The sequence below is a fragment of the Streptomyces sp. NPDC002784 genome, assembly GCF_053592135.1.
On record NZ_JBSFVD010000011.1, the window covers coordinates 123,443 to 145,598 of the forward strand.

Consider the following 22,156-nt stretch of genomic DNA (forward strand, 5'->3'; position numbering starts at 1 on the left):
CGTATCCTTTGCCCTCAACGGACGTACGGGGGAGAGGGATCGGGCGTGCCACTGCACAGGGACGATCCGAAGTCGGTCGGCGGGTACCGGCTGGTCGACCGGCTGGGAGCCGGCGGCATGGGCGTCGTCTACCGCGGGAGATCGCGCTCCGGCCGCGAGGTGGCGGTCAAGGTGGTGCACGCCCAGTACGCCGAGGACCCGGTCTTCCGCACCCGCTTCCGGCAGGAGATCGCCGCCGTCCGCAAGGTGAGCGGCGCCTTCACCGCCCCGGTGGTGGACGCCGACCCGGAGACGGCCCGGCCCTGGATGGCGACGCAGTACGTGCCGGGACGCTCGCTCGCCGAGCGGATCCGCGAGCTGGGCCCGCTGCCGGAGTCCGAACTGCGGCGGCTGGCGCTGGGGCTGGTCGAGGCGCTGCGGGACATCCACCGGGCCGGGGTGGTGCACCGCGACCTCAAGCCCGCCAACGTCCTGATGGCCGACGACGGCCCCCGCGTCATCGACTTCGGCATCTCCCGCGCCGCCGAGAACAACACCCTCACCGAGACCGGCCAGATGATCGGCACCCCGCCGTTCATGTCCCCGGAACAGCTGACGGACGCCCGCTCGGTGGGCCCCGCCTCGGACGTCTTCTCGCTCGGCGCGCTGCTGGTGTACACCCTGACCGGCCGGGGCCCCTTCGACGCGGACAGCCCTTATCTGACGGCGTACCGGGTGATCCACGACGAGCCCGTGCTGGACGGCGTGAGCGAGCCGCTGCGGGCGATCCTGGAGCGCTGCCTGACGAAGGAGCCCGCGGACCGGCCCGGCCTGGACGAGCTGGCCGGGGAGTTCGCGCAGCTGCCGCCCGACACCACGGCGCAGGCCCCGCCCACGGTGCCGCTGCGCTCGGAGGAGGCGGCGGTGCAGCTGACCCGGGCCGAGCGCGTGCGCGGGCGCCGTGGCCGCCTGCTGTGGGCCACCACCGGGACGGTCGGCGCCCTCGCCCTCGGCCTGACGGCGTATCTGCTGACCGGACCCTCCGCCGGGGACGACGGCACCCGGGCGGGCTCCACCGCGCCCGCCCGGTGGGCGCCCCCGCCGGCCGGCTGGCGGCCCTGGCAGACGACGGTGTACGCCACCGCCGAGCGCGGCGTGGCGAAGGGACGCGACCTGGTGGCTGAGGGGCCGGACAGCGGCCCGGAGTGCCGGCTGTACGAGGGCTCGGTCTACTGCGCGGGCGACGGGGTGCTGCCCGTGCGGGTGGACGGGCTCACCGGGCGCACGGACTGGCGGGCGGACGTGGCCCAGCCCGCCCGGGGCAAGGTGTCGTACGTCTACGAGTTCCTCGGCGTCGCGGACGACGCCATGCTGGTCGAGCACCGGCCCCAGATGGGGCAGGACAGCATGGGCTCGGTCGCCGCCTTCGACACGGGGACCGGGAAGCGGCTCTGGCAGCGCGCGGTGAACACCCGATGGACCCGCCCGCACCTCTCCGGCGACCTCCTGGTCCTGCCCGACGACGGCGAGGGCGGTTCGGTGACCGCCCGCTCGCCCCGCACCGGCACCGGGCGCTGGACGACGCCGCTCCCGAAGGGGCAGTACTGCTATGCGGCGACCACCGTGGCGGACCTCTACCTGGAGTGCGTCCCGGGCATCACGGCCACCGACGACATGCTGCTCGTGGGGCTCGACCGCTCCGACGGCTCCACGCGGCGCCTGACGGTGCCCCACCGCGGCACCCTCGCCGGGACGCACGACGGTCAGCTGCTCTACCTCGACCCGGCCGAGGACGGGCACGTCCTCGCGGGCGACGAGGGGCCCTTCTCCCGGATCCGGCTGGTGCACCCGGACACCGGCGCCGGGACGACGATCAAGCTGGCGGCGGACTTCGAGGGCCAGGTGGCCCTGGCGGACGGCACGCTGTGGTTCACCGGCTCCTCCGGCCGGGTGACCGCGGTGTCGGTCCGCACGGGCAAGCAGCTGTGGCGGAAGTCGACCAGCCTGGAACAGCCGGGCGCCGTCACCCACGACCCGCGCGCCGGCGTCGTCTACGTGTCCAGCGCCAGCGGCCGGGTCGCCGCCCTGGACGCCGGGAAGGGCACGCTGCTGTGGGAGACCCTGCCGCGTGCCCGGTGGGTGGCGGGCCGGTCGGCCCCGCTGCCCGAGGTACTGCGCCGGCGGGGCGCCCTGGTCGTCGCCACCCCGGCCGGCGACCTCTTCACCCTCGACCCCGCTCACCCCGGCCGGAAACCGGTGCCGGGGTGAGCGGGGCCGCTGTCAGGACCTGACGGGCTACGGCAGCGCCAGCATCCGCTCCAGCGCCAGCTTCGCGAACGCCTCGGTCTCCTTGTCGACCTCGATGCGGTTGACGAGGTTGCCCTCGGCCAGGGACTCCAGGGCCCAGACCAGGTGCGGGAGGTCGATGCGGTTCATGGTCGAGCAGAAGCAGACCGTCTTGTCGAGGAAGACGATCTCCTTGCCCTCCGGCGCGAAACGGTTCGCCAGACGGCGGACCAGGTTCAGCTCGGTGCCGATCGCCCACTTGGAACCGGCCGGGGCCGCCTCCAGCGCCTTGATGATGTACTCGGTCGAACCGACGTAGTCCGCCGCGGCCACGACCTCGTGCTTGCACTCGGGGTGGACCAGGACGTTGACGCCCGGGATGCGCTCGCGGACGTCGTTGACCGAGTCCAGCGAGAAGCGGCCGTGCACCGAGCAGTGGCCGCGCCACAGGATCATCCGGGCGTCGCGCAGCTGCTGCGCGGTCAGGCCGCCGTTCGGCTTGTGCGGGTTGTAGACGACGCAGTCGTCGAGCGACATGCCCAGGTCCCGCACCGCGGTGTTGCGGCCGAGGTGCTGGTCCGGCAGGAAGAGAACCTTCTCGCCCTGCTCGAACGCCCAGTCCAGGGCCCGCTTGGCGTTGGACGACGTACAGATCAGGCCGCCGTGCTTGCCGGTGAAGGCCTTGATGTCGGCGGAGGAGTTCATGTACGCCACCGGGACGACCTGCTCGGCTATGCCGGCCTCGGCCAGCACGTCCCAGCATTCGGCGACCTGCTCGGCCGTGGCCATGTCGGCCATGGAGCAGCCGGCCGCGAGGTCGGGCAGGACCACCTTCTGGTCGTCGCCGGTCAGGATGTCCGCGGACTCCGCCATGAAGTGCACGCCGCAGAACACGATGTACTCGGCCTCGGGGCGGGCGGCCGCGTCCCGGGCCAGCTTGAAGGAGTCGCCGGTGACGTCCGCGAACTGGATGACCTCGTCGCGCTGGTAGTGGTGGCCGAGTACGAACACCTTGTCGCCGAGCTTCTCCTTGGCCGCGCGGGCACGCTCGACCAGATCCGGGTCGGACGGCGAGGGCAGGTCGCCGGGGCACTCCACACCGCGCTCGCTCCTGGGGTCGGCCTCACGGCCGAGGAGCAGCAGGGCGAGGGGCGTCGGCTGTACGTCGAGCTCCTGGGTCTGGGCGGTGGTCACGACACGCACCCTTTCTGTTCTGCGGTTCAGCGGCCCGGCGGGGCCGGGTCGGTGGGGTCACCATCTGGCTTTTCGTCGAAATGACGCTATCTATCATAACCGCTTCACGTCAGTTTGACGATGGGCATAGCGTCCATGTGACGTGAATCCCTGTGGGCGGTCTTTCATTCCCGAAAGAGCCGTTTTCTGCTCCGCGGCGGGTGTGCGAGCATGAAGAAGGAACCGCACGAACCGGTAAGACAAGCGCCCCGCCCGGAATGAATCCGGGGCCGCGCAGGTTGCAACCGTCGGCAAGCAGTCTCCGTACAACCCGGGAGAGATGTAGATGTCCGTATCGGACGAGACCAGCACCGTCACCGACGGCATCGTCCTGACCGACGCCGCCGCGTCCAAGGTCAAGGCCCTGCTCGACCAGGAAGGCCGCGACGACCTGGCCCTGCGCGTCGCCGTCCAGCCCGGCGGCTGCTCCGGCCTGCGCTACCAGCTCTTCTTCGACGAGCGCTCCCTCGACGGCGACGTGGTGAAGGACTTCGACGGCGTCAAGGTCGTCACCGACCGGATGAGCGCCCCGTACCTGGGCGGCGCCACCATCGACTTCGTCGACACCATCGAGAAGCAGGGCTTCACGATCGACAACCCGAACGCGACCGGCTCCTGCGCCTGCGGCGACTCCTTCAACTGACAGGCAGCACCCGTCACGACGGCGGCGCCCCCGGACGACCGGGGGACGCCGCCGTCGGCGCGTCCGGCCCCGCTAGCGCGCCGAGGTCTCCGGCAGCCGGGCGCCCGGCTTCTCCAGCGGGATCGCCTTGCCGTCCGGGCCCACGACCTTCCGGTCGCCGAGCGGCTCGTCCAGTCGCACCGTGCGGTGGTACACCTTGGCGACCAGGATGCAGACCTTGTCGGCCCGGGGGGTCTCGGTCACCGTGACCGTCACCGCGTCCCCGCTCTCGCGCGCGCTGACGTCGTAGTCGGCGCACACCCCGCCGGTGAAGGCGACGGTGAGTTCCCTGCCCTCGCTGGTGTAGCCGTCGGCGCTCACCTCACGGGTGGTCCGCTCGTCGCCCGGCCCGGTCGGCCGAGGGCTCGGCTGCCCGGTCGGCGCCGTCGAGGCCAGGAACCGCGGGTCGATCGCCGGATGCGTCACCGTGAAGCTGTCCTGCGCGCCCGGCGCCCGTACCCGGAACAGCCAGGACGGCACGAGCGCCTGGCGGGCGTCCACATGGTGCGCGGCCAGCCCGAACACGGCCTTCTCGACCTTGATGGTGTCCTTCTTCCCGGCCTCCCCGCACGCCGCCTCGTCCTCCAGCGGTACGGGACTGGCGCAGCCCCCGATGCCCGCGCGCGGGTCGTCCGCCGGCGCCGAGTTCATCAGCGCGAGCGTCTTCTCGGCGCTCAGCACGGGATAGGTGTCGCTCTTCACCAAAGCCTTCAACTGACCGCTGCCGCCGACCACCTCGCCCTGCGCGCTCACGGTCACGCCCGTCGTCCAGCCGTAGGTGGGCAGCCCGCCGACCACCGGCTCGGCGTTCACCACCCGCTGGGCGTCCTTGACCTGGCTCGCGTCGAGCTTCGCGTCGTCCTGGCCCACCGCCTTCAGTACCGGGGCGGCGGCCTTCTTCGCGGCCTCCTCGCTCACCGGGCCGACGGTGTCGCCGCCGCCGGGCTTGTCGGTGCAGACGGCCGGGCTCTCGCAGCTGTCCCCGCCGGGGGCGTACCGCTGGAAGGTCCAGGTGCCCGGCGCCTGCTGGTTGACCTGAAGACTCGGCCCCGACCCGTCCTTGCCGCCGATCCGCCAGGCCTGCCCCTGGAGCACCGGCTTCCCGGTGACCCCGAGCGCCGCCGCGAGCCGGGTCACCTCGTCCGCGGTGACCTCGCCCCGGGCCCGGTACACCGGAGCCGAACCGGGCCCCTCCGGCAGCGCGCCGGGGACCTCGAAGGTGGCGCCGTACGGATTCGGCTCCCCGGGCGCGATCCCGCTCGCCGGGCCCTCGGAGTACCCGTCGAGCGCGAGCGGCGGGGGAGTGTCCGCCCCGGGTGCCCCCGAGGAGGTGCCGTCGTCCGGGCCGTCGGAGGCACCGGCGGCGAGGTAGGCCCCGCCACCCCCGACGAGCAGCACCGCCGCGGCCACGGAGGCGATGATCGCGGGGGACCGGCGCCGGCCCGGACCGGAGCCCGTGTCGTCCTCCTCCGCGGCGCCCTCGCGTCGTACGGCGTTCTCGTCGGCCCCGACGGTGTCATCGGCGTCCCGCGCGGGGCCGGTGTTCTCGACGGCGCCGGGCTCGGCCGCGTCGTCGTCGGGTCGCTCGGTGTTCACCGCATCGCTCCTTGGGTCGTATCCCGCATCCCCTTTCCGGGGGACAGCGATGGGACGCGGCACACGAGCGCACGGTTCCCGCGAGGGGACGGATTCAGTCGACGGATTCAGTCGCCGTAGTCCGACATGGCGTCCAGCAGCCGGGCGGACCTGTGCGGCACCTCCACCCCGTGGATGAGCGAGGGGGAGACCGGTCGCGGGGTGATCCGGTCGGGAACCGTCCAGTGGGGAGCCATCCGGGCGCAGTCGCCGCGCAGCGCCGCCAGACCGCCGTCCAGGTCGGCCGGAGCGGGAACCGGAGCCTTGAGTTTCGTCATAGCCGAACCGTAGGCACGCCATGGCCTGCGAAGAAAGATCTACTATCGGGTAGTTTTGGACGCTTCTGAGTCACTCCCGAACCCGGTAGCGTGAACTGTCAACCGCCTCCGCATCCGCAGGAGAACCCCAGCCGTGCGCATCGCAGTCACCGGCTCCATCGCCACCGACCACCTCATGACCTTCCCCGGCCGCTTCGCCGACCAGTTCGTCGCGGACCAGCTGCACACGGTCTCGCTCTCCTTCCTGGTCGACAACCTGGACGTCCGCCGGGGCGGCGTCGGCGCGAACATCGCCTTCGGCATGGGCCAGCTGGGCACCCGGCCGATCCTCGTCGGCGCCGCGGGCTTCGACTTCGACGAGTACCGGGCCTGGCTCGACCGCCACGGCGTCGACACCGAATCGGTGCGCATCTCCGAGACCCTGCACACCGCACGCTTCGTGTGCACCACCGACGCCGACCACAACCAGATCGGCTCCTTCTACACGGGTGCCATGAGCGAGGCCCGGCTCATCGAGCTGAAGACCGTCGCGGACCGCGTCGGCGGCCTCGACCTGGTCCTCATCGGCGCCGACGACCCCGAGGGGATGCTGCGCCACACCGAGGAGTGCCGTTCGCGCGGCATCCCCTTCGCCGCCGACTTCTCCCAGCAGATCGCCCGGATGAACGGCGACGAGATCCGGATACTGCTGGACGGGGCGACCTACCTCTTCTCCAACGAGTACGAGAAGGGGCTCATCGAGTCCAAGACCGGCTGGTCCGACGCGGAGATCCTGGCCAAGGTCGGCTGCCGCGTCACCACGCTGGGCTCGCAGGGCGTCCGGATCGAGCGGTCCGGCGAGTCCCCGATCGAGGTCGGCTGCCCCGAGGAGGAGCGCAAGGCCGACCCCACGGGCGTCGGCGACGCCTTCCGCGCCGGATTCCTGTCGGGACTGGCCTGGGGGGTCTCCCTGGAGCGCGCCGCGCAGGTCGGCTGCATGCTCGCGACGCTCGTCATCGAGACGGTGGGCACCCAGGAGTACCAGCTGCGCCGCGGGCACTTCATGGAGCGCTTCATGAAGGCGTACGGCGACGAGGCCGCGGCCGAGGTCCAGGGCTACCTGCGCTGATCTCAGCTCACCCGGCGGACGAGATACGCCGTTCCTCGCTCCGCCGGTTCCTCACCCGCGTACTCCTGTCCCCGCATCTCGCACCACGCGGGGATGTCGAGGCGCGCCGCCCCGTCGTCGGACAGCACCCGGACCGTGCCGCCCACCGGCACGTCCCCGATGACCTTCGCCAGTTCGATCACGGGGATCGGGCAGCGCTTGCCCAGGGCGTCGACGATCAGGGCATCGGCGGTCAGGGCATCGGCGGTCAGGGCGTCCTCGCGTACGACGGTCGTGGGCGTCGGTGCGCCGAGCTTCTCCCGCACCGACGCCACCGCCTCCGGCAGCACCTCCAGGAACCGCTCCACGTCCTCCCGTGCCGTCCCGGGCGGCAGGGACACCCGGACGTTGCCCTCGCTGAGCACCCCCATCGCCCTGAGCACATGGCTGGGCGTCAGCGTGCTGCTCGTACAGGACGAACCGGACGAGACGGAGAAACCGGAGCGGTCCAGCTCGTGCAGGAGTGTCTCCCCGTCGACATAGAGACAGGAGAAGGTGACGATCCCGGGCAGCCGGCGCACCGGGTCGCCCACCACCTCCACGTCCGGCACCAGGTCCGGCACCCGGGCCCGGATCCGGTCCGTCAGCTCCCGCAGCCGCGCCGCCTCCTGGGCCGCCTCGGCCCGCACCGCCCGCAGCGAGGCCGCCGCCGCCACGATCGCCGGCAGGTTCTCGAACCCGGCCGCCCGCCCGGACTCCCGCTCGTCCGACGGCCCTTGCGGGGCGAACCGCACCCCCTTGCGCACCACGAGCAGCCCGACCCCGGAGGGCCCGCCCCACTTGTGCGCACTGCCGGTGAGCAGCGCCCAGTCCCCGTCGACCCGCCCCCACCCCAGCGACTGCGCGGCGTCCACCAGCAACGGCACGCCCGCCTCCCGGCACACCGCGGCCACCTCGGCAACGGGCTGCTCGGTCCCCACCTCGTGATTGGCCGACTGCAGACAGGCCAGCGCGGTGTCCTCCCGAAGTGCTTCCGCGTAGTCCGAAGGGGACGCCTTTCCCATTCGGTCGACCGCCACCTGGGTGACCGAACCGCCCTCTTTCTCGTGGATCTCGGCGGAATGCAGCACGGACGAATGTTCAACGGCTGACACGATGAGGTGACGCCCCACCCGCCGCCGCCCACCCAACGCCCCCGCGATCCCGCTGTGCACGGCTCGTGTCCCGGAGGAGGTGAAGATCAGTTCGTCGGGGCGGCATCCCACGGCTTCGGCTGCGGCCTCGCGAGCGGCATCCAGGAGCAACCGGGCTCGTCGCCCTTCCCGGTACAGCCGTGCGGGGTCAGCCCATCCCTCGTCCAGCGAGGCCAACAGTGCCTGTCGGGCAACGGGATGGAGCGGAGAGCCGGAAGCAGCGTCGAAATAAACCACACGGTAACGCTAACTCCCCAGGGGCGCGGGGCTGTGTCGACAGCGGCTTCGCCGCGGGGCGCGACCAGCCACAAGCGACCCGCAGCCGCCAATCCAGCGAACCCCCAACTCGGTAGGCCCCCCTCCCCGCGAAGCCCCAGAACGCGTCGGCTAGGGTTTGGTCCGCATAAACATCCAAACCCCTGCCCGACGCAGGGCGGCGACCGACCACCGAGTAAGGCAGGCCGCAGCCAATCCGCGCGGGCGAGACTCTCGGGAAGGCGCTACGTGAGTCCCAACGGCTCCGACCGCTCGCCGCGGCGCCCGATGCGGCGGAAGCTGCTGCAGGCACTGACCGCGGGCCTGGTCCTGGCGACCGCCACCGGTTGCACATACAAGGACTTCCCCCGCCTTGGTATGCCCACCCCGACCACGGAAGAGGCTCCGCGGATCCTCTCCCTGTGGCAGGGATCCTGGGCTGCCGCGCTCGCCGTCGGCGTGCTGGTGTGGGGCCTGATCCTGTGGAGTGCGATCTTCCACCGGCGCAGCCGCACCAAGGTCGAGGTCCCTCCGCAGACCCGGTACAACATGCCGATCGAGGCGCTGTACACGGTGGTCCCGCTGATCATCGTCTCGGTGCTCTTCTACTTCACGGCCCGGGACGAGTCGAAGCTCCTCGAGCTCAAGGACAAGCCCGACGTCACCATCAACGTCGTCGGCTTCCAGTGGAGCTGGTGCTTCAACTACGTCGAGGGCGTCGACGGTTCCACCGGTGACGCCACCAAGGCCAAGGAACTGGACGCGATTCCGGACCGCTACAAGGACGACTTCCCGGCGAATGCCGGCGGCGTCTACGACTGCGGTACCCCCAGCACGCGCAACCCGCAGACCGGCAACCCGGGTCCGACCCTGTGGCTGCCCGAGGGCAAGCGCGTCCGCTTCGTCCTGACCTCGCGTGACGTCATCCACTCCTTCTGGGTGGTGCCGTTCCTCATGAAGCAGGACGTCATCCCGGGCCACACCAACGCCTTCGAGGTGACCCCCAACCAGGAGGGCACCTTCCTGGGCAAGTGCGCCGAGCTCTGCGGCGTCGACCACTCCCGGATGCTGTTCAACGTGAAGGTCGTCTCCCAGGAGCGCTACGAGCAGCACCTTCAGGAACTCGTGAAGAAGGGGCAGACCGGTTACGTTCCCGCCGGCATCGCGCAGACGAGCCACGAGAAGAACCGGGAGACGAACAACCTGTGAGCATCCTCAACGAACCCCAGGGTGCCGCGGCAGGGTCCCACTACGAGGACGAGCTGCCGGTCCGGCGCCAGAACCGCGGCAGCGTCGTGATCAAGTGGCTCACCACCACTGACCACAAGACGATCGGCACGCTGTACCTGGTCACGTCGTTCGCGTTCTTCTGCATCGGTGGCCTGCTGGCGCTGTTCATGCGCGCCGAGCTGGCCCGTCCGGGCCTGCAGATCATGTCGAACGAGCAGTTCAACCAGGCGTTCACGATGCACGGCACGATCATGCTGCTGATGTTCGCGACGCCGCTGTTCGCGGGCTTCGCGAACTGGATCATGCCGCTGCAGATCGGCGCCCCCGACGTCGCCTTCCCGCGGCTGAACATGTTCGCCTACTGGCTGTACCTGTTCGGCTCGCTGATCGCGGTCGCCGGCTTCCTCACCCCCGACGGCGCCGCCGACTTCGGGTGGTTCGCCTACACCCCGCTGTCCGACGCGGTCCGCTCGCCCGGCATCGGCGCCGACATGTGGATCATGGGCCTGGCCTTCTCCGGCTTCGGCACCATCCTCGGCTCGGTCAACTTCATCACCACGATCATCTGCATGCGCGCACCCGGCATGACGATGTTCCGCATGCCGATCTTCACCTGGAACGTGCTGCTGACCGGTGTCCTGGTCCTGCTCGCCTTCCCCGTCCTGGCCGCGGCGCTGTTCGCGCTGGAGGCGGACCGCAAGTTCGGCGCCCACATCTTCGACTCCGCCAACGGCGGCGCCCTGCTGTGGCAACACCTCTTCTGGTTCTTCGGCCACCCAGAGGTGTACATCATCGCCCTGCCGTTCTTCGGCATCATCTCCGAGGTCATCCCGGTCTTCTCCCGCAAGCCGATGTTCGGCTACATGGGCCTGATCGCGGCGACGATCTCGATCGCGGGCCTGTCCGTGACGGTGTGGGCGCACCACATGTACGTCACCGGCGGAGTGCTGCTGCCGTTCTTCTCCTTCATGACGTTCCTGATCGCCGTACCGACCGGCGTGAAGTTCTTCAACTGGATCGGCACGATGTGGAAGGGCTCGCTGTCCTTCGAGACACCGATGCTCTGGGCGACCGGCTTCCTGATCACCTTCACCTTCGGTGGTCTGACCGGCGTCATCCTGGCCTCGCCGCCGATGGACTTCCACGTCTCGGACTCGTACTTCGTGGTGGCGCACTTCCACTACGTGGTGTTCGGCACCGTGGTGTTCGCGATGTTCTCCGGCTTCCACTTCTGGTGGCCGAAGTTCACCGGCAAGATGCTCGACGAGCGGCTCGGCAAGATCACCTTCTGGACGCTGTTCGTCGGCTTCCACGGCACCTTCCTGGTCCAGCACTGGCTGGGTGCCGAGGGCATGCCGCGGCGGTACGCGGACTACCTCGCGGCCGACGGCTTCACCGCCCTGAACACGATCTCCACGATCAGCTCGTTCATCCTCGGCGCCTCGATCCTGCCGTTCTTCTACAACGTGTGGAAGACCGCCAAGTACGGCGAGAGGATCGTCGTCGACGACCCGTGGGGCTACGGCCGCTCGCTCGAGTGGGCGACGTCCTGCCCGCCGCCGCGGCACAACTTCCTCACCCTGCCGCGGATCCGCTCCGAATCCCCGGCGTTCGACCTGCACCACCCCGAGATCGCCGCTCTCGACCAGCTCGAGAACGCCCCGCACGACGACAAGGCCCTCGCTGGCGGCAAGGAGGCCGGCAAGTGAAGATCCAAGGCAGGATGTTCATCTGGCTGAGCGTCTTCATCCTCGTCATGGCGATCGTCTATGGCGTGTGGTCGAAGGAGCCGGCCGGTACGACGGCCCTCTTCCTGGCGTTCGGTCTGGCGATCATGATCGGCTTCTACCTGGGCTTCACGGCCAAGCGGGTGGACGCCGGGGCGCAGGACGACAAGAACGCGGACGTCGCGGACGACGCCGGCGAGGTCGGCTTCTTCAGCCCGCACAGCTGGCAGCCGCTCGCGCTGGCCATCGGCGGCGCGTTCGCCTTCCTCTCGGTCGCCATCGGCTGGTGGCTGATGTACTTCTCGGCCCCGCTGGTCCTGATCGGCATCTGGGGCTGGGTCTTCGAGTACTACCGCGGTGAGAACCGCACCCAGTAGCACGCGCCGAGCGCACGGGAGCCCGGACACTCCGTCAGGAGGGTCCGGGCTCCCTCTTTGCCTGCACCCCGTCACCCGTACGGATGACTCGGCGCGCCGCTCCTGACGCGGCTCCCTAGCGTCGTAGGCATGAACCGAACTCCGCGCACCCGCACCGTCGTCGGCTGCACGCTGCTGGTGATCGCGCTCGGCGCGAGCGTCACGGCGTGCGGCGGGGACGGCAACCCCCTGGCGGCCGCGCCGTACGACGCGGCGGACCAGATCTCCTTCAGCGGCCCCAAGGGCGCCGGGAAGAAGGCCGACCCGGACAAGCCCCTGGAGGTCACCGCAAAGGGCTCCGACGGCCGCATCACGGACGTCACGGCCATGGACGCCACAGGACGCTACGTCAGCGGCGAACTCGCCGCCGACGGCAGCCGCTGGCACAGCACCTCCCCGCTGGCCGCCGACGCCCGCTACACGGTCCGGGTGTCCACCGAGGACGAGGACGGCGCCCCCGGCCGCCGCGTCCTCACCTTCGACACCGGCAAGCCGCTCACCAAGAAGCGCCTGGACGTCACCTTCGGCCCCAGGACGGGCACGTACGGCGTCGGCCAGCCCGTCACGGCCGAACTGAGCAAGCCGGTCAAGGACGAGGCCCAGCGCGCCGTCGTCGAGCGCGCCCTCAAGGTCGACTCGAAGCCCGCCACCGAGGGCGCCTGGCACTGGGTGGACGACAAGGAGCTCCACTACCGCCCCAAGGAGTACTGGCCCGCCCACGCCACCATCCGGGTGCGCAGCAACCTGGAGGGCATCAAGGTCAGCGACCGCCTCTGGGGCGGCCGGGCCAAGCCGCTGACGATCACCACGGGGGACCAGGTCATCGCGGTGACGGACGCCTCGACGCACTGGATGACGGTCTACAAGAACGGCGAGGAGATCAAGTCCATGCCGGTCACCACCGGCAAGCCCGGCTTCGAGACCCGCAACGGCGTCAAGGTCGTCCTCGGCAAGGAGTACTTCGTACGGATGCGCGGCACCAGCATCGGCATCGCGGAGGGCTCGGCGGAGTCGTACGACCTGCCCGTCTACTACGCGACCCGGGTCACCTGGAGCGGCGAGTACGTGCACGCCGCCCCCTGGTCGGTGGGCTCCCAGGGCTCCGCCAACGTCAGCCACGGCTGCACCGGCATGAGCACCGCCAACGCGGCCTGGTTCTTCGACAACATCCGCGAGGGCGACCTCGTCAAGGTCGTGAACTCCTACGGCAACACCATGGAGACCTTCGGAAATGGCTTCGGGGACTGGAACGTCGCCTGGGCGAAGTGGCGCAAGGGCAGCGCCCTGGTGGGCGGCGACCCGGACGGCCCCCGCCCGGCGGACGCGGCACGACTGCGGCCGGCGGCGGTGTGACGCCTAGGCGCTCTGGAGCCGCTGGGTGCGCAGCAGGGACGCCAGCGAGGCCGCGAACTCCACGGGATCCACCGGCAGGGTCACCGCGGCCTCAGCCCGGCTCCAGGTGGCCAGCCAGGCGTCCTGGGGGCGGCCCATGAGCAGGAGCACCGGCGGACAGTTGAACACCTCGTCCTTGAGCTGGCGGCACAGCCCCATGCCCCCCATGGGCACGGCCTCGCCGTCCAGCACGCAGACGTCGATCCCGCCCTTGTCCAGCTCGCTCACCACCGCGGCGGGCGTCGCGCACTCCACGAACTCCACCAGCGGGACATCGGGAGCCGGTCGCCGGCCGGCGGCCAACCGCACCTGCTCGCGGGTGTTGGAGTCGTCGCTGTAGACCAGCACCGTGGCGGTCGGCCGCATGTTTCCTCCGGGACATCAGCGTCGTACGGACAGAACCGATGCCGCGGATGCTACTCCTCCGAACACGCCGTCAACAGCGGTTGGAGCACCTGCGCGATGGGCCATCCGGGCAGTACACGAGGTGCGAACACTCCGAACGGCACCCCCCGGAGTGAGGGCGGGATAAGCGACCGACATAATGTCGGTCGTGGCGACAGCAACGACAGTAGAAACCGGGCACGCGCACCCGTCGGTCAATCGGCCGAACCTCACCAGCGTCGGAACCATCATCTGGCTGAGTTCCGAGCTGATGTTCTTCGCGGCCCTCTTCGCGATGTACTTCACCCTGCGATCGGTGACGGGCCCCGACTTCTGGTCGGAGAAGGCCCACGCCCTGAACTTCCCGTTCGCGGCGACGAACACCACGATCCTGGTGCTCTCCTCCCTCACCTGCCAGCTCGGCGTCTTCGCCGCCGAGCGCGGTGACGTGAAGAAGCTCCGGATGTGGTTCATCGTCACCTTCGTGATGGGTGCGATCTTCATCGGCGGCCAGGTCTACGAGTACACCGAGCTGGTGAAGAAGGACGGGCTCTCGCTCTCCTCGGACCCGTACGGCTCGGTCTTCTACCTGACCACCGGCTTCCACGGCCTGCACGTGACGGGAGGCCTCATCGCCTTCCTGCTGGTCCTCGGCCGTACGTACGCGGCCAGGAGGTTCACTCACGAGCAGGCAACCGCCGCCATCGTCGTGTCCTACTACTGGCACTTCGTCGATGTCGTCTGGATCGGCCTCTTCGCCACGATCTACATGATCAAGTAGCCGGGCCCGTCCCGCGCGCTGCGAGCAGGCAAGCAAGCAAGCGCACATCCCAGAAGCATCGACGCAGAAGATCCTGACACCGGGGTAATCCGTGAAAAAGCTCTCCGCACGACGACGCCATCCGCTGGCGGCGGTCGTCGTCCTACTCCTCGCGCTGGCGGCCACTGGGGGGCTGTACGCCTTTGTCGCGCCCACGGGCAAGGCGCAGGCAGAGGAAACCGCCCAGTCTCTCGCCATCGACGAGGGTAAGAAGCTCTACGCCGTCGGCTGCGCAAGCTGCCACGGAACCGGCGGTCAGGGCACCTCCGACGGTCCGAGCCTGGTGGGCGTCGGCGCCGCGGCCGTGGACTTCCAGGTGGGCACCGGCCGCATGCCGGCCGCGACCTCCCAGAGCGCCCAGGCGCCGGAGAAGCCGGTCGTCTACTCGCAGGCCGAGATCGACCAGCTCGCGGCGTACGTCGCGTCCCTGGGCGCCGGTCCGTCCATCCCGACCGAGGCGGAGTACGGCCCCGAGGGCGCCGACATCGCCAAGGGTGGCGACCTGTTCCGCACCAACTGCGCGCAGTGCCACAACTTCACCGGCAAGGGCGGTGCGCTGACCCACGGCAAGTACGCGCCCTCCCTCGAGGACGTCGACCCGAAGCACATCTACGAGGCCATGCAGACCGGCCCGCAGAACATGCCCTCCTTCCCCGACACCACGCTGTCGGAGCAGAACAAGAAGGACATCATCGCGTACCTCGACGCGGTCAACAGCGACGACACCGAGAGCCCCGGTGGCCTTGAGCTGGGCGGACTCGGTCCGGTCGCCGAAGGCCTGTTCGCCTGGGTCTTCGGACTCGGCGCGCTGATCGCGGTCGCCGTCTGGGTCGCCGCTCGGACCGCAAAGGCCAAGAAGTCATGAGTAGCCAAGACATTCCAGAAGAGAACCTGCCCGCTGAGCAGGACGCACACGGCGCGGTGAGCGTCGCGGACGAGAAGGATCCGTTCGCGGATCCCGGTCTGCCGCCCCACGAGCACCGGATCCAGGACATCGACGAGCGGGCCGCCAAGCGGTCCGAGCGTGCGGTCGCGATGCTGTTCGTGCTGTCGATGCTGGCCACCGTCGCCTTCATCGCCTCCTACGTGGCGATCCCGGTCGACAAGTCGGTCTACATCTTCCCGATCGGGCACGTCAGCGCGCTGAACTTCGCGCTGGGCATGACGCTGGGCGTCTCGCTGTTCTGCATCGGCGCGGGCGCGGTCCACTGGGCCCGCACCCTGATGTCGGACGAGGAGGTCGCCGAGGAGCGGCACGCCGTCCAGTCGCCGCCGGAGGTCAAGGCCAAGGTTCTGGCCGACTTCGCGGCGGGCGCCAAGGAGTCCGCGCTCGGCCGTCGCAAGCTGATCCGGAACACGATGTTCGGTGCGCTGGCCCTGTTCCCGCTCTCCGGTGTCGTCCTGCTGCGCGACCTCGGTCCGCTGCCCGGCACCTCGCTGCGCCACACCCTGTGGTCCAAGGGCAAGCTGCTGGTCAACATGAACACCAACGAGCCGCTGCGTCCCTCGGACGTCGCGGTCGGCTCCCTCACCTTCGCCAAGCCGGAGGGCCTGGAGGAGCACGACCACGACTTCCAGAAGGAGATCGCCAAGGCGGCCCTGATGATCGTCCGCATCCAGCCGGACAACATCAAGGACAAGCGCGAGCTCGAGTGGTCGCACGAGGGGATCGTCGCGTACTCGAAGATCTGCACCCACGTCGGTTGCCCGATCTCCCTGTACGAGCAGCAGACGCACCACGCGCTGTGCCCCTGCCACCAGTCCACCTTCGACCTCTCCGACGGTGCCCGAGTGATCTTCGGTCCCGCCGGTCACGCCCTGCCGCAGCTGCGCATCGGTGTGAACGACGAGGGCTACCTCGAGGCGCTCGGCGACTTCGATGAGCCCGTCGGTCCTGCCTTCTGGGAGCGCGGATGAGCACTACAGAGACCACAGAGTCCCGCGCACGCGGGAAGGCGCCGGCCGGCGAGCGAGTCGCCGACTGGGCGGACGGCCGACTGGGCATCTACGGCCTGGCCAAGGCCAACATGCGCAAGATCTTCCCCGACCACTGGTCGTTCATGCTGGGTGAGGTCTGCCTCTACAGCTTCATCATCATCATCCTCACGGGTGTGTACCTGACGCTGTTCTTCCACCCGTCGATGAACGAGGTGGAGTACCACGGCAGTTACGTCCCGCTGCAGGGTCAGCTGATGTCGGAGGCGTTCAGCTCCACGCTGCACATCTCCTTCGACGTCCGCGGTGGTCTGCTCATCCGGCAGATCCACCACTGGGCCGCGCTGATCTTCCTGGCCGGCATGTTCGTGCACATGATGCGCGTGTTCTTCACCGGCGCGTTCCGCAAGCCGCGTGAGATCAACTGGCTGTTCGGCTTCCTGCTCTTCGTCCTCGGCATGTTCACCGGTTTCACCGGTTACTCGCTCCCGGACGACCTGCTCTCCGGCACCGGTGTCCGCTTCATGCAGGGCGCGGTCCTGTCCGTACCGATCGTCGGCACGTACCTGTCGTTCTTCCTCTTCGGCGGGGAGTTCCCGGGCGGCGACTTCGTGGCCCGGTTCTACTCGGTCCACATCCTGCTGCTGCCGGGCATCATGCTCGGCCTGGTGGTCGCCCACCTGATCCTGGTCGTCTACCACAAGCACACGCAGTACGCGGGTCCCGGCAAGACCAACAAGAACGTCGTCGGCATGCCGCTGCTGCCGGTCTACATGGCCAAGGCCGGAGGCTTCTTCTTCCTGGTCTTCGGTGTCATCGCGGCCATCTCCGCCATCGCCACGATCAACCCGATCTGGGCCCTGGGGCCCTACCGTCCGGACCAGGTGTCCACCGGCGCCCAGCCCGACTGGTACATGGGCTTCTCCGAGGGCCTGATCCGTGTGATGCCGGGCTGGGAGATCAACTTCTGGGGCCACACGCTCGTCCTGGGTGTGTTCATCCCGCTGATGATCTTCCCGCTGGTCCTGGTCGCCATCGCGGTCTACCCGTTCATCGAGGCATGGGTCACCGGCGACAAGCGCGAGCACCACATCCTGGACCGCCCGCGCAACGCGCCGACCCGTACCGCCTTCGGTGTCGCGTGGATCACCTGGTACATGATCCTGCTGATCGGTGGTGGAAACGACCTGTGGGCCACCCACTTCCACCTGTCGATCAACGCCATCACCTGGTTCGTCCGGATCGGGTTCTTCGCCGGCCCGGTCGTCGCCTTCATCATCACCAAGCGGATCTGCCTCGGCCTCCAGCGCCGGGACCGGGAGAAGGTGCTGCACGGCCGCGAGTCGGGCATCATCAAGCGCCTGCCGCACGGTGAGTTCATCGAGGTGCACGAGCCGCTCAGCCAGGAGCAGCTGCACACCCTCACCGCGCACGAGCAGTACAAGCCGGCCGAGATCGGCCCGACGGTCGACGAGAACGGTGTCGAGCGCAAGGTGAAGGGCACCGAGAAGCTGCGCGCCAAGCTCAGCAAGGCGTACTACGGCGAGGAGTCCCAGATTCCGAAGCCGACCGTCGAGGAGTACAAGGAGATCACGAGCGGCCACGGCCACCACTGATCGCTGCGCACGCCATGTCACGGCGAAGGGCCCCGTCCGGTGTACGGACGGGGCCCTTCGCCGTGCCCGGGGCTGGATAGGGTGGGAGCACACTCCTTTCGGGGTGCATCTCTGCTACGACACTCAGGAGCGGCCCCATGAGCGCTGTGACCCCCGCTGGAGGCGACACCGCGGCGGGCCGTTCCTGGCCCCGGTTGCTGAACGGCCTGCTGGAGGGGCGCGATCTGGGCGCCGACGACACGGCCTGGGCGATGGACCTGATCATGCGCGGCGAGGCGACCGACGCGCAGATCGCCGGGTTCGTGGTGGCCCTGCGGGCCAAGGGCGAGACGGTCGAGGAGATCACCGGCTTCGTCCGGACGATGTACGCGCACGCCCATGTGATCGAGGTGTCCGGTGACACCGTCGACATCGTCGGCACGGGCGGGGACGGCGCGAAGACCGTCAACATCTCCACGATGTCCGCGATCGTGGTGGCCGGCGCGGGCGCCAAGGTCGTCAAGCACGGCAACCGTGCGGCGTCCTCCGCCTCCGGTTCCTCGGACGTCCTGGAGAAGCTCGGGGTCAACCTGGAGCTGCCGGTGTCCCGGGTGCCGCAGGTGGCCGAGGAGGCCGGGATCACCTTCTGCTTCGCGGCGAAGTTCCATCCGGCGATGCGTCACGCGGGCGCGGCGCGCGGGCAGTTGGGCATCAGGACCGTCTTCAACGTCCTCGGCCCGCTCACCAACCCGGCCCGGGTGCGGGCGCAGGCGGTCGGGGTCGCCGACCCGCGGATGGCGCCGATCGTCGCCGGGGTGTTCGCCGAGCGCGGCAACTCCTCGCTGGTGTTCCGCGGCGACGACGGCCTGGACGAACTGACCACCACCGCCACCTCCCGGGTCTGGATCGTCCGGGACGGCAAGGTCACCGAGGAGGCCTTCGACCCGCGGGACGTGGGCCTCGAACTGGTGCCGGTGGAGGCGCTGCGGGGCGCGGACGCCTCCTACAACGCGGACGTCGCGCGGCGGCTGCTGAACGGCGAGCCGGGCCCCGTCCGGGACGCCGTGCTCCTCAACTCGGCTGCGGCGCTGGTGGCGTTGCACCCGACCGGGGCACCCCTGGCCGAGCAGATCCGCATCGCGATGGCGCAGGCGGCGGAGTCGATCGACTCCGGTGCGGCCAAGCGGACGCTGGAGCGCTGGGTGGCCGCCAGCAACGCCTAGCGGTCACCGGTCGTCGTCCCGTGATCCGGACACGGGTTGCGGGACGTCGATCACTTCACCTAGATTTCCGTACCAGGTCATGAGTGACAGTCATGAGGCCCCGGCCGACTGTCCGGCAACCCTCCGTCCGTGGCGGGGTGCCCCGGGTGAGGACCAGGCCGTGAGCAGCAAGGCTCGCGGCAAGCGCGGACCCCTCGCGATACACCAGGGGTCCTGGGTCGTTCGAGGGAGCCTTCCGTGAGCAAGCGAATGCGATAGGGCCGCCGAGCCCCGTCTCCGCGCACCCCTTTTTCCCTTCCTCTCTTCTCTCACGGGAGCCCCCATGTCCGTCTCCACCGCTGCCTCCGCCTCGACCATTTGTGCCCCGCTGCCCGTTCTGGGCAGGGATGTCACCGTCCCGCTCGTCACCGGCGGCGAGGTCACCTACGCCGCGCTCGACTACGCCGCCAGCGCCCCCGCGCTCCAGCGGGTCTGGGACGACGTGGCCGCCTACGCCCCGTACTACGGCAGCGTCCACCGGGGCGCCGGGTACCTCTCGCAGCTGTCCACCGACCTCTTCGAGAACGCCCGCCGGACGGTCGCCGGGTTCCTGGACTGCCGCGCCGACGACCAGCTGATCTTCACCCGGTCCACGACCGACTCCCTGAACCTGCTCGCCGCCGCCCTGCCCGCCGGCTGCCAGGTCTTCGTCTTCGAGACCGAGCACCACGCCTCCCTGCTGCCCTGGCAGGACGCCGAGGTCACCTACCTCGACGCCCCCCGCACGCCGCGCCAGGCCGTGGAGAACCTGGAGCGCGCCCTCGCCGCCCGCGACGCGTACGCCCCGGCCCTGGTCTGTGTCACCGGCGCCTCCAACGTCACCGGCGAGCTGTGGCCGGTGCGGGAACTGGCCGCCGCCGCCCATGCGCACGGCGCCCGGATCGTCCTGGACGCCGCGCAGCTCGCCCCGCACCACCCGGTGTCGGTCCAGGACCTGGACGTCGACTGGATCGCCTTCTCCGGGCACAAGCTCTACGCCCCCTTCGGCTCCGGCGTCCTGGCCGGCCGCGCCGACTGGCTGGTCGCGGCCGAGCCGTACCTCGCGGGCGGCGGGGCCAGCCGCAAGGTCAGCCGGCGCGCGGACGGGGGAGTGGACGTGGAGTGGCACGAGAGCGCGGCCCGGCACGAGGCCGGCTCGCCGAACGTGATCGGCGCCTACTCCATCGCCTCGGCCTGCAAGGCCCTCACGGAGGCCGGTTTCGACACCCTGGTCGCCCGCGAGCGGTACCTGATCGAGAAGGTCCGCCAGGGGCTCGCCGGGGTGCCCGAGGTCAGGATCCTCTCCCTCTTCGGCGACGACGCCCCGCGGGTCGGCGTGCTCTCCTTCGTGGTCGACGGCTGGAACAGCTCCCACTTCGCCGCCGCCCTGTCCGCCGAGTACGGCATCGGCGTCCGCGACGGTCTGTTCTGCGCCCACCCGCTGGTCCGCACCCTGCTGGGCAGCGACCCGGGGACCCAGGGCGAGTGCGGCGCCCCCGAGGCGGCACCCGGCGAGAAGTCCCTCAACGCCATCCGGGTCAGCTTCGGCGCCGGCACTCCGGACGAGCACGTGGAGCGTTTCGTGACCGCGGTGCGCGAGCTGGTCACCGACGGCGCGAAGTGGAACTACCGCACGGAGGACGGCCGTTGCGTGCCCGCCGTATGAGCTAGTTGTCCAGCCCCAGGGCGAAGGCCGCCTCCAGGTCGTGCTGGGAGTACGTCCGGAACGCCACGTGCGTGTCCGTGCCCTCCACGCCCGGGATCTTGCTGATCCGGCCGGGGATGACCTCGGCGAGGTCCTCGTGCTCCTTGACCCGGACCATCGCGATCAGGTCGTAGGTGCCGGTGACGGAGAAGACCTCGCTCACGCTGTCCAGCGAGGCGATCTGCTCGGCGATCTCGGGGATCCGGTCCACGCTGGTCTTGATGAGGACGATCGCGGTGATCACGGCTGGTTCTCTCCCTCGGGGGCGGGCGTCGCTGGGGCGGCCTTCACTCTAGTCGTACGGCCGAACCGCACCCAGGCGTAGCTGCACCCCAGGCCGAAGCCCACGAGATGGGCCAGATACGCCACGCCGGGCCCGCTCGTGGCCCGGCCCGCGGCCAGCCACTGCAGGGCCGCCCAGAACGGCAGCACCACCCAGGCGGGCAACCGCACCGGCAGGAAGAACAGGAACGGCAGCAGGCTGGTCACCCTCGCCCGCGGGAACAGCGCGAGGCAGGCGCCGAGGACCGCCGAGATCGCGCCGGACGCGCCGACCAGGGACTGCTCGGAGTCGGCGTTGGCGGCGGCGTACCCCAGCAGGGCGAGATAGCCGCAACCCAGATAGAAGAGGGTGTACTGGAGGCGGCCCATGCGTTCCTCGGTCAGCGCGCCGAAGACGTAGAGGAAGAGCATGTTGCCCAGCAGGTGCACCCAGCTGCCGTGCACGAAGAGCGCGGTGGCCGGGGTGAGGGCGGCGCGCGCCCCGCCCTCGAAGAGTTCGGCCGGGATCACGCCCCAGCGCCGGAAGTAGGCCCGCTGCGCCGCGAGCAGCTCGTCCCCGGTGCCGTAGGCCGGGTTCAGCCCCGAGGCCGGGCCGATCAGGAAGATCAGCGTGCACAGGCCGATCAGTGCGTAGGTGACCGGCGCGGACGGCATCCGCATGCCTCTGACGACCGTGCTGCTCCACTTGCTGATCATGACCACAGAGCATGACGTAAGGGGACGCACCGGACCGGACCGCCTCGCCGCTGTGGACGGCCGAGCGGCGAGTACCCGCCAGGCCGTAGGGTTACGAGCCACACG

20 protein-coding genes and 1 riboswitch are annotated in these 22,156 nt (G+C 70.0%); of the genes, 13 read left to right on the plus strand and 7 right to left on the minus strand.

Going from position 1 to position 22,156, the window contains the following annotated elements; translation table 11 throughout:
• Window positions 1-45 precede the first annotated feature (45 nt).
• Entirely contained in the window at window positions 46-2,247 is a 2,202-nt protein-coding gene (locus tag ACWD1Z_RS20695) for a protein kinase domain-containing protein (protein ID WP_451120560.1), read from the plus strand.
• A gap of 27 nt (window positions 2,248-2,274) precedes the next feature.
• Here ACWD1Z_RS20695 and nadA read toward each other — a convergent pair whose 3' ends face one another.
• Window positions 2,275-3,459: a quinolinate synthase NadA gene (gene nadA, locus ACWD1Z_RS20700; protein ID WP_451120562.1), complete on the minus strand. Its 1,185-nt coding sequence runs from the start codon at window positions 3,457-3,459 to the stop codon at window positions 2,275-2,277.
• A 325-nt stretch (window positions 3,460-3,784) separates the two neighbouring features.
• Here nadA and erpA point away from each other — a divergent pair, with 325 nt between their 5' ends.
• The gene (gene erpA, locus ACWD1Z_RS20705) at window positions 3,785-4,141 is read left to right on the plus strand and encodes an iron-sulfur cluster insertion protein ErpA (RefSeq protein ID WP_389418484.1); all 357 of its coding nucleotides are present in this window, start codon (window positions 3,785-3,787) and stop codon (window positions 4,139-4,141) included.
• Window positions 4,142-4,213: 72 nt separating this feature from the next.
• Here the strand turns inward: erpA and ACWD1Z_RS20710 are convergent, their stop codons facing one another.
• Window positions 4,214-5,776, minus strand: coding sequence for a hypothetical protein (locus ACWD1Z_RS20710; protein WP_451120564.1), 1,563 nt, complete (start codon window positions 5,774-5,776; stop codon window positions 4,214-4,216).
• A 107-nt stretch (window positions 5,777-5,883) separates the two neighbouring features.
• On the minus strand, window positions 5,884-6,093 hold the full coding sequence (locus ACWD1Z_RS20715; protein WP_451120565.1) for a hypothetical protein: 210 nt from the start codon (window positions 6,091-6,093) through the stop codon (window positions 5,884-5,886).
• Window positions 6,094-6,226: 133 nt separating this feature from the next.
• Between ACWD1Z_RS20715 and ACWD1Z_RS20720 the strand changes: the two genes are divergently transcribed.
• Window positions 6,227-7,201 (plus strand): carbohydrate kinase family protein, encoded by a 975-nt coding sequence (locus tag ACWD1Z_RS20720; RefSeq protein WP_451120567.1) that lies wholly within the window; start codon window positions 6,227-6,229, stop codon window positions 7,199-7,201.
• A 2-nt stretch (window positions 7,202-7,203) separates the two neighbouring features.
• Here ACWD1Z_RS20720 and ACWD1Z_RS20725 read toward each other — a convergent pair whose 3' ends face one another.
• Window positions 7,204-8,610: an aminotransferase class V-fold PLP-dependent enzyme gene (locus ACWD1Z_RS20725; RefSeq protein ID WP_451120568.1), complete on the minus strand. Its 1,407-nt coding sequence runs from the start codon at window positions 8,608-8,610 to the stop codon at window positions 7,204-7,206.
• A 267-nt stretch (window positions 8,611-8,877) separates the two neighbouring features.
• Between ACWD1Z_RS20725 and ctaC the strand changes: the two genes are divergently transcribed.
• From ctaC to ACWD1Z_RS20745, 4 genes are all read left to right on the plus strand, one after another.
• Window positions 8,878-9,837: an aa3-type cytochrome oxidase subunit II gene (ctaC, locus tag ACWD1Z_RS20730; protein ID WP_451120570.1), complete on the plus strand. Its 960-nt coding sequence runs from the start codon at window positions 8,878-8,880 to the stop codon at window positions 9,835-9,837.
• On the plus strand, window positions 9,834-11,567 hold the full coding sequence (gene ctaD / locus ACWD1Z_RS20735) for an aa3-type cytochrome oxidase subunit I (RefSeq protein ID WP_389418490.1): 1,734 nt from the start codon (window positions 9,834-9,836) through the stop codon (window positions 11,565-11,567). The genes ctaC and ctaD overlap by 4 nt, the downstream gene beginning before the upstream one ends.
• Complete coding sequence (locus tag ACWD1Z_RS20740) at window positions 11,564-11,962, plus strand: cytochrome c oxidase subunit 4 (RefSeq protein WP_451120572.1); 399 nt, start codon at window positions 11,564-11,566, stop codon at window positions 11,960-11,962. The genes ctaD and ACWD1Z_RS20740 overlap by 4 nt, the downstream gene beginning before the upstream one ends.
• Window positions 11,963-12,091: 129 nt before the next feature.
• Window positions 12,092-13,354 carry an Ig-like domain-containing protein gene (locus ACWD1Z_RS20745; protein WP_451120574.1) on the plus strand — a complete coding sequence of 421 codons (1,263 nt, stop codon included), beginning with the start codon at window positions 12,092-12,094 and terminating at the stop codon, window positions 13,352-13,354.
• Between the two features lie 3 nt (window positions 13,355-13,357).
• Here ACWD1Z_RS20745 and ACWD1Z_RS20750 read toward each other — a convergent pair whose 3' ends face one another.
• Window positions 13,358-13,759, minus strand: a complete 402-nt coding sequence (locus tag ACWD1Z_RS20750; RefSeq protein ID WP_389418493.1) for a response regulator — start codon at window positions 13,757-13,759, stop codon at window positions 13,358-13,360.
• Between the two features lie 178 nt (window positions 13,760-13,937).
• On the opposite strand from ACWD1Z_RS20750, the gene ctaE reads away from it, so the two are divergent.
• From ctaE to ACWD1Z_RS20780, 6 genes are all read left to right on the plus strand, one after another.
• Window positions 13,938-14,558, plus strand: coding sequence for an aa3-type cytochrome oxidase subunit III (gene ctaE, locus ACWD1Z_RS20755; protein WP_389418494.1), 621 nt, complete (start codon window positions 13,938-13,940; stop codon window positions 14,556-14,558).
• Between the two features lie 91 nt (window positions 14,559-14,649).
• Window positions 14,650-15,462, plus strand: coding sequence for a cytochrome bc1 complex diheme cytochrome c subunit (gene qcrC, locus ACWD1Z_RS20760; protein ID WP_389418495.1), 813 nt, complete (start codon window positions 14,650-14,652; stop codon window positions 15,460-15,462).
• Window positions 15,459-16,514, plus strand: coding sequence for a cytochrome bc1 complex Rieske iron-sulfur subunit (gene qcrA / locus ACWD1Z_RS20765; RefSeq protein ID WP_389418496.1), 1,056 nt, complete (start codon window positions 15,459-15,461; stop codon window positions 16,512-16,514). Before qcrC ends, qcrA begins: the two co-directional genes overlap by 4 nt.
• Window positions 16,511-18,148: a cytochrome bc1 complex cytochrome b subunit gene (gene qcrB, locus ACWD1Z_RS20770; RefSeq protein ID WP_451120577.1), complete on the plus strand. Its 1,638-nt coding sequence runs from the start codon at window positions 16,511-16,513 to the stop codon at window positions 18,146-18,148. The genes qcrA and qcrB overlap by 4 nt, the downstream gene beginning before the upstream one ends.
• A gap of 137 nt (window positions 18,149-18,285) precedes the next feature.
• Window positions 18,286-19,350 (plus strand): anthranilate phosphoribosyltransferase, encoded by a 1,065-nt coding sequence (gene trpD, locus ACWD1Z_RS20775; RefSeq protein ID WP_451120579.1) that lies wholly within the window; start codon window positions 18,286-18,288, stop codon window positions 19,348-19,350.
• Window positions 19,351-19,425: 75 nt separating this feature from the next.
• Window positions 19,426-19,542: riboswitch (SAM riboswitch) on the plus strand.
• 130 nt (window positions 19,543-19,672) lie between these two features.
• Window positions 19,673-21,034: an aminotransferase class V-fold PLP-dependent enzyme gene (locus ACWD1Z_RS20780; protein WP_451120581.1), complete on the plus strand. Its 1,362-nt coding sequence runs from the start codon at window positions 19,673-19,675 to the stop codon at window positions 21,032-21,034.
• A gap of 1 nt (window position 21,035) precedes the next feature.
• Here the strand turns inward: ACWD1Z_RS20780 and ACWD1Z_RS20785 are convergent, their stop codons facing one another.
• Both ACWD1Z_RS20785 and ACWD1Z_RS20790 read right to left on the minus strand, forming a co-directional pair.
• Complete coding sequence (locus ACWD1Z_RS20785) at window positions 21,036-21,317, minus strand: Lrp/AsnC ligand binding domain-containing protein (protein WP_186284416.1); 282 nt, start codon at window positions 21,315-21,317, stop codon at window positions 21,036-21,038.
• Window positions 21,314-22,051, minus strand: coding sequence for a rhomboid family intramembrane serine protease (locus ACWD1Z_RS20790; RefSeq protein WP_451120584.1), 738 nt, complete (start codon window positions 22,049-22,051; stop codon window positions 21,314-21,316). The genes ACWD1Z_RS20785 and ACWD1Z_RS20790 overlap by 4 nt, the downstream gene beginning before the upstream one ends.
• Window positions 22,052-22,156: the final 105 nt, after the last annotated feature.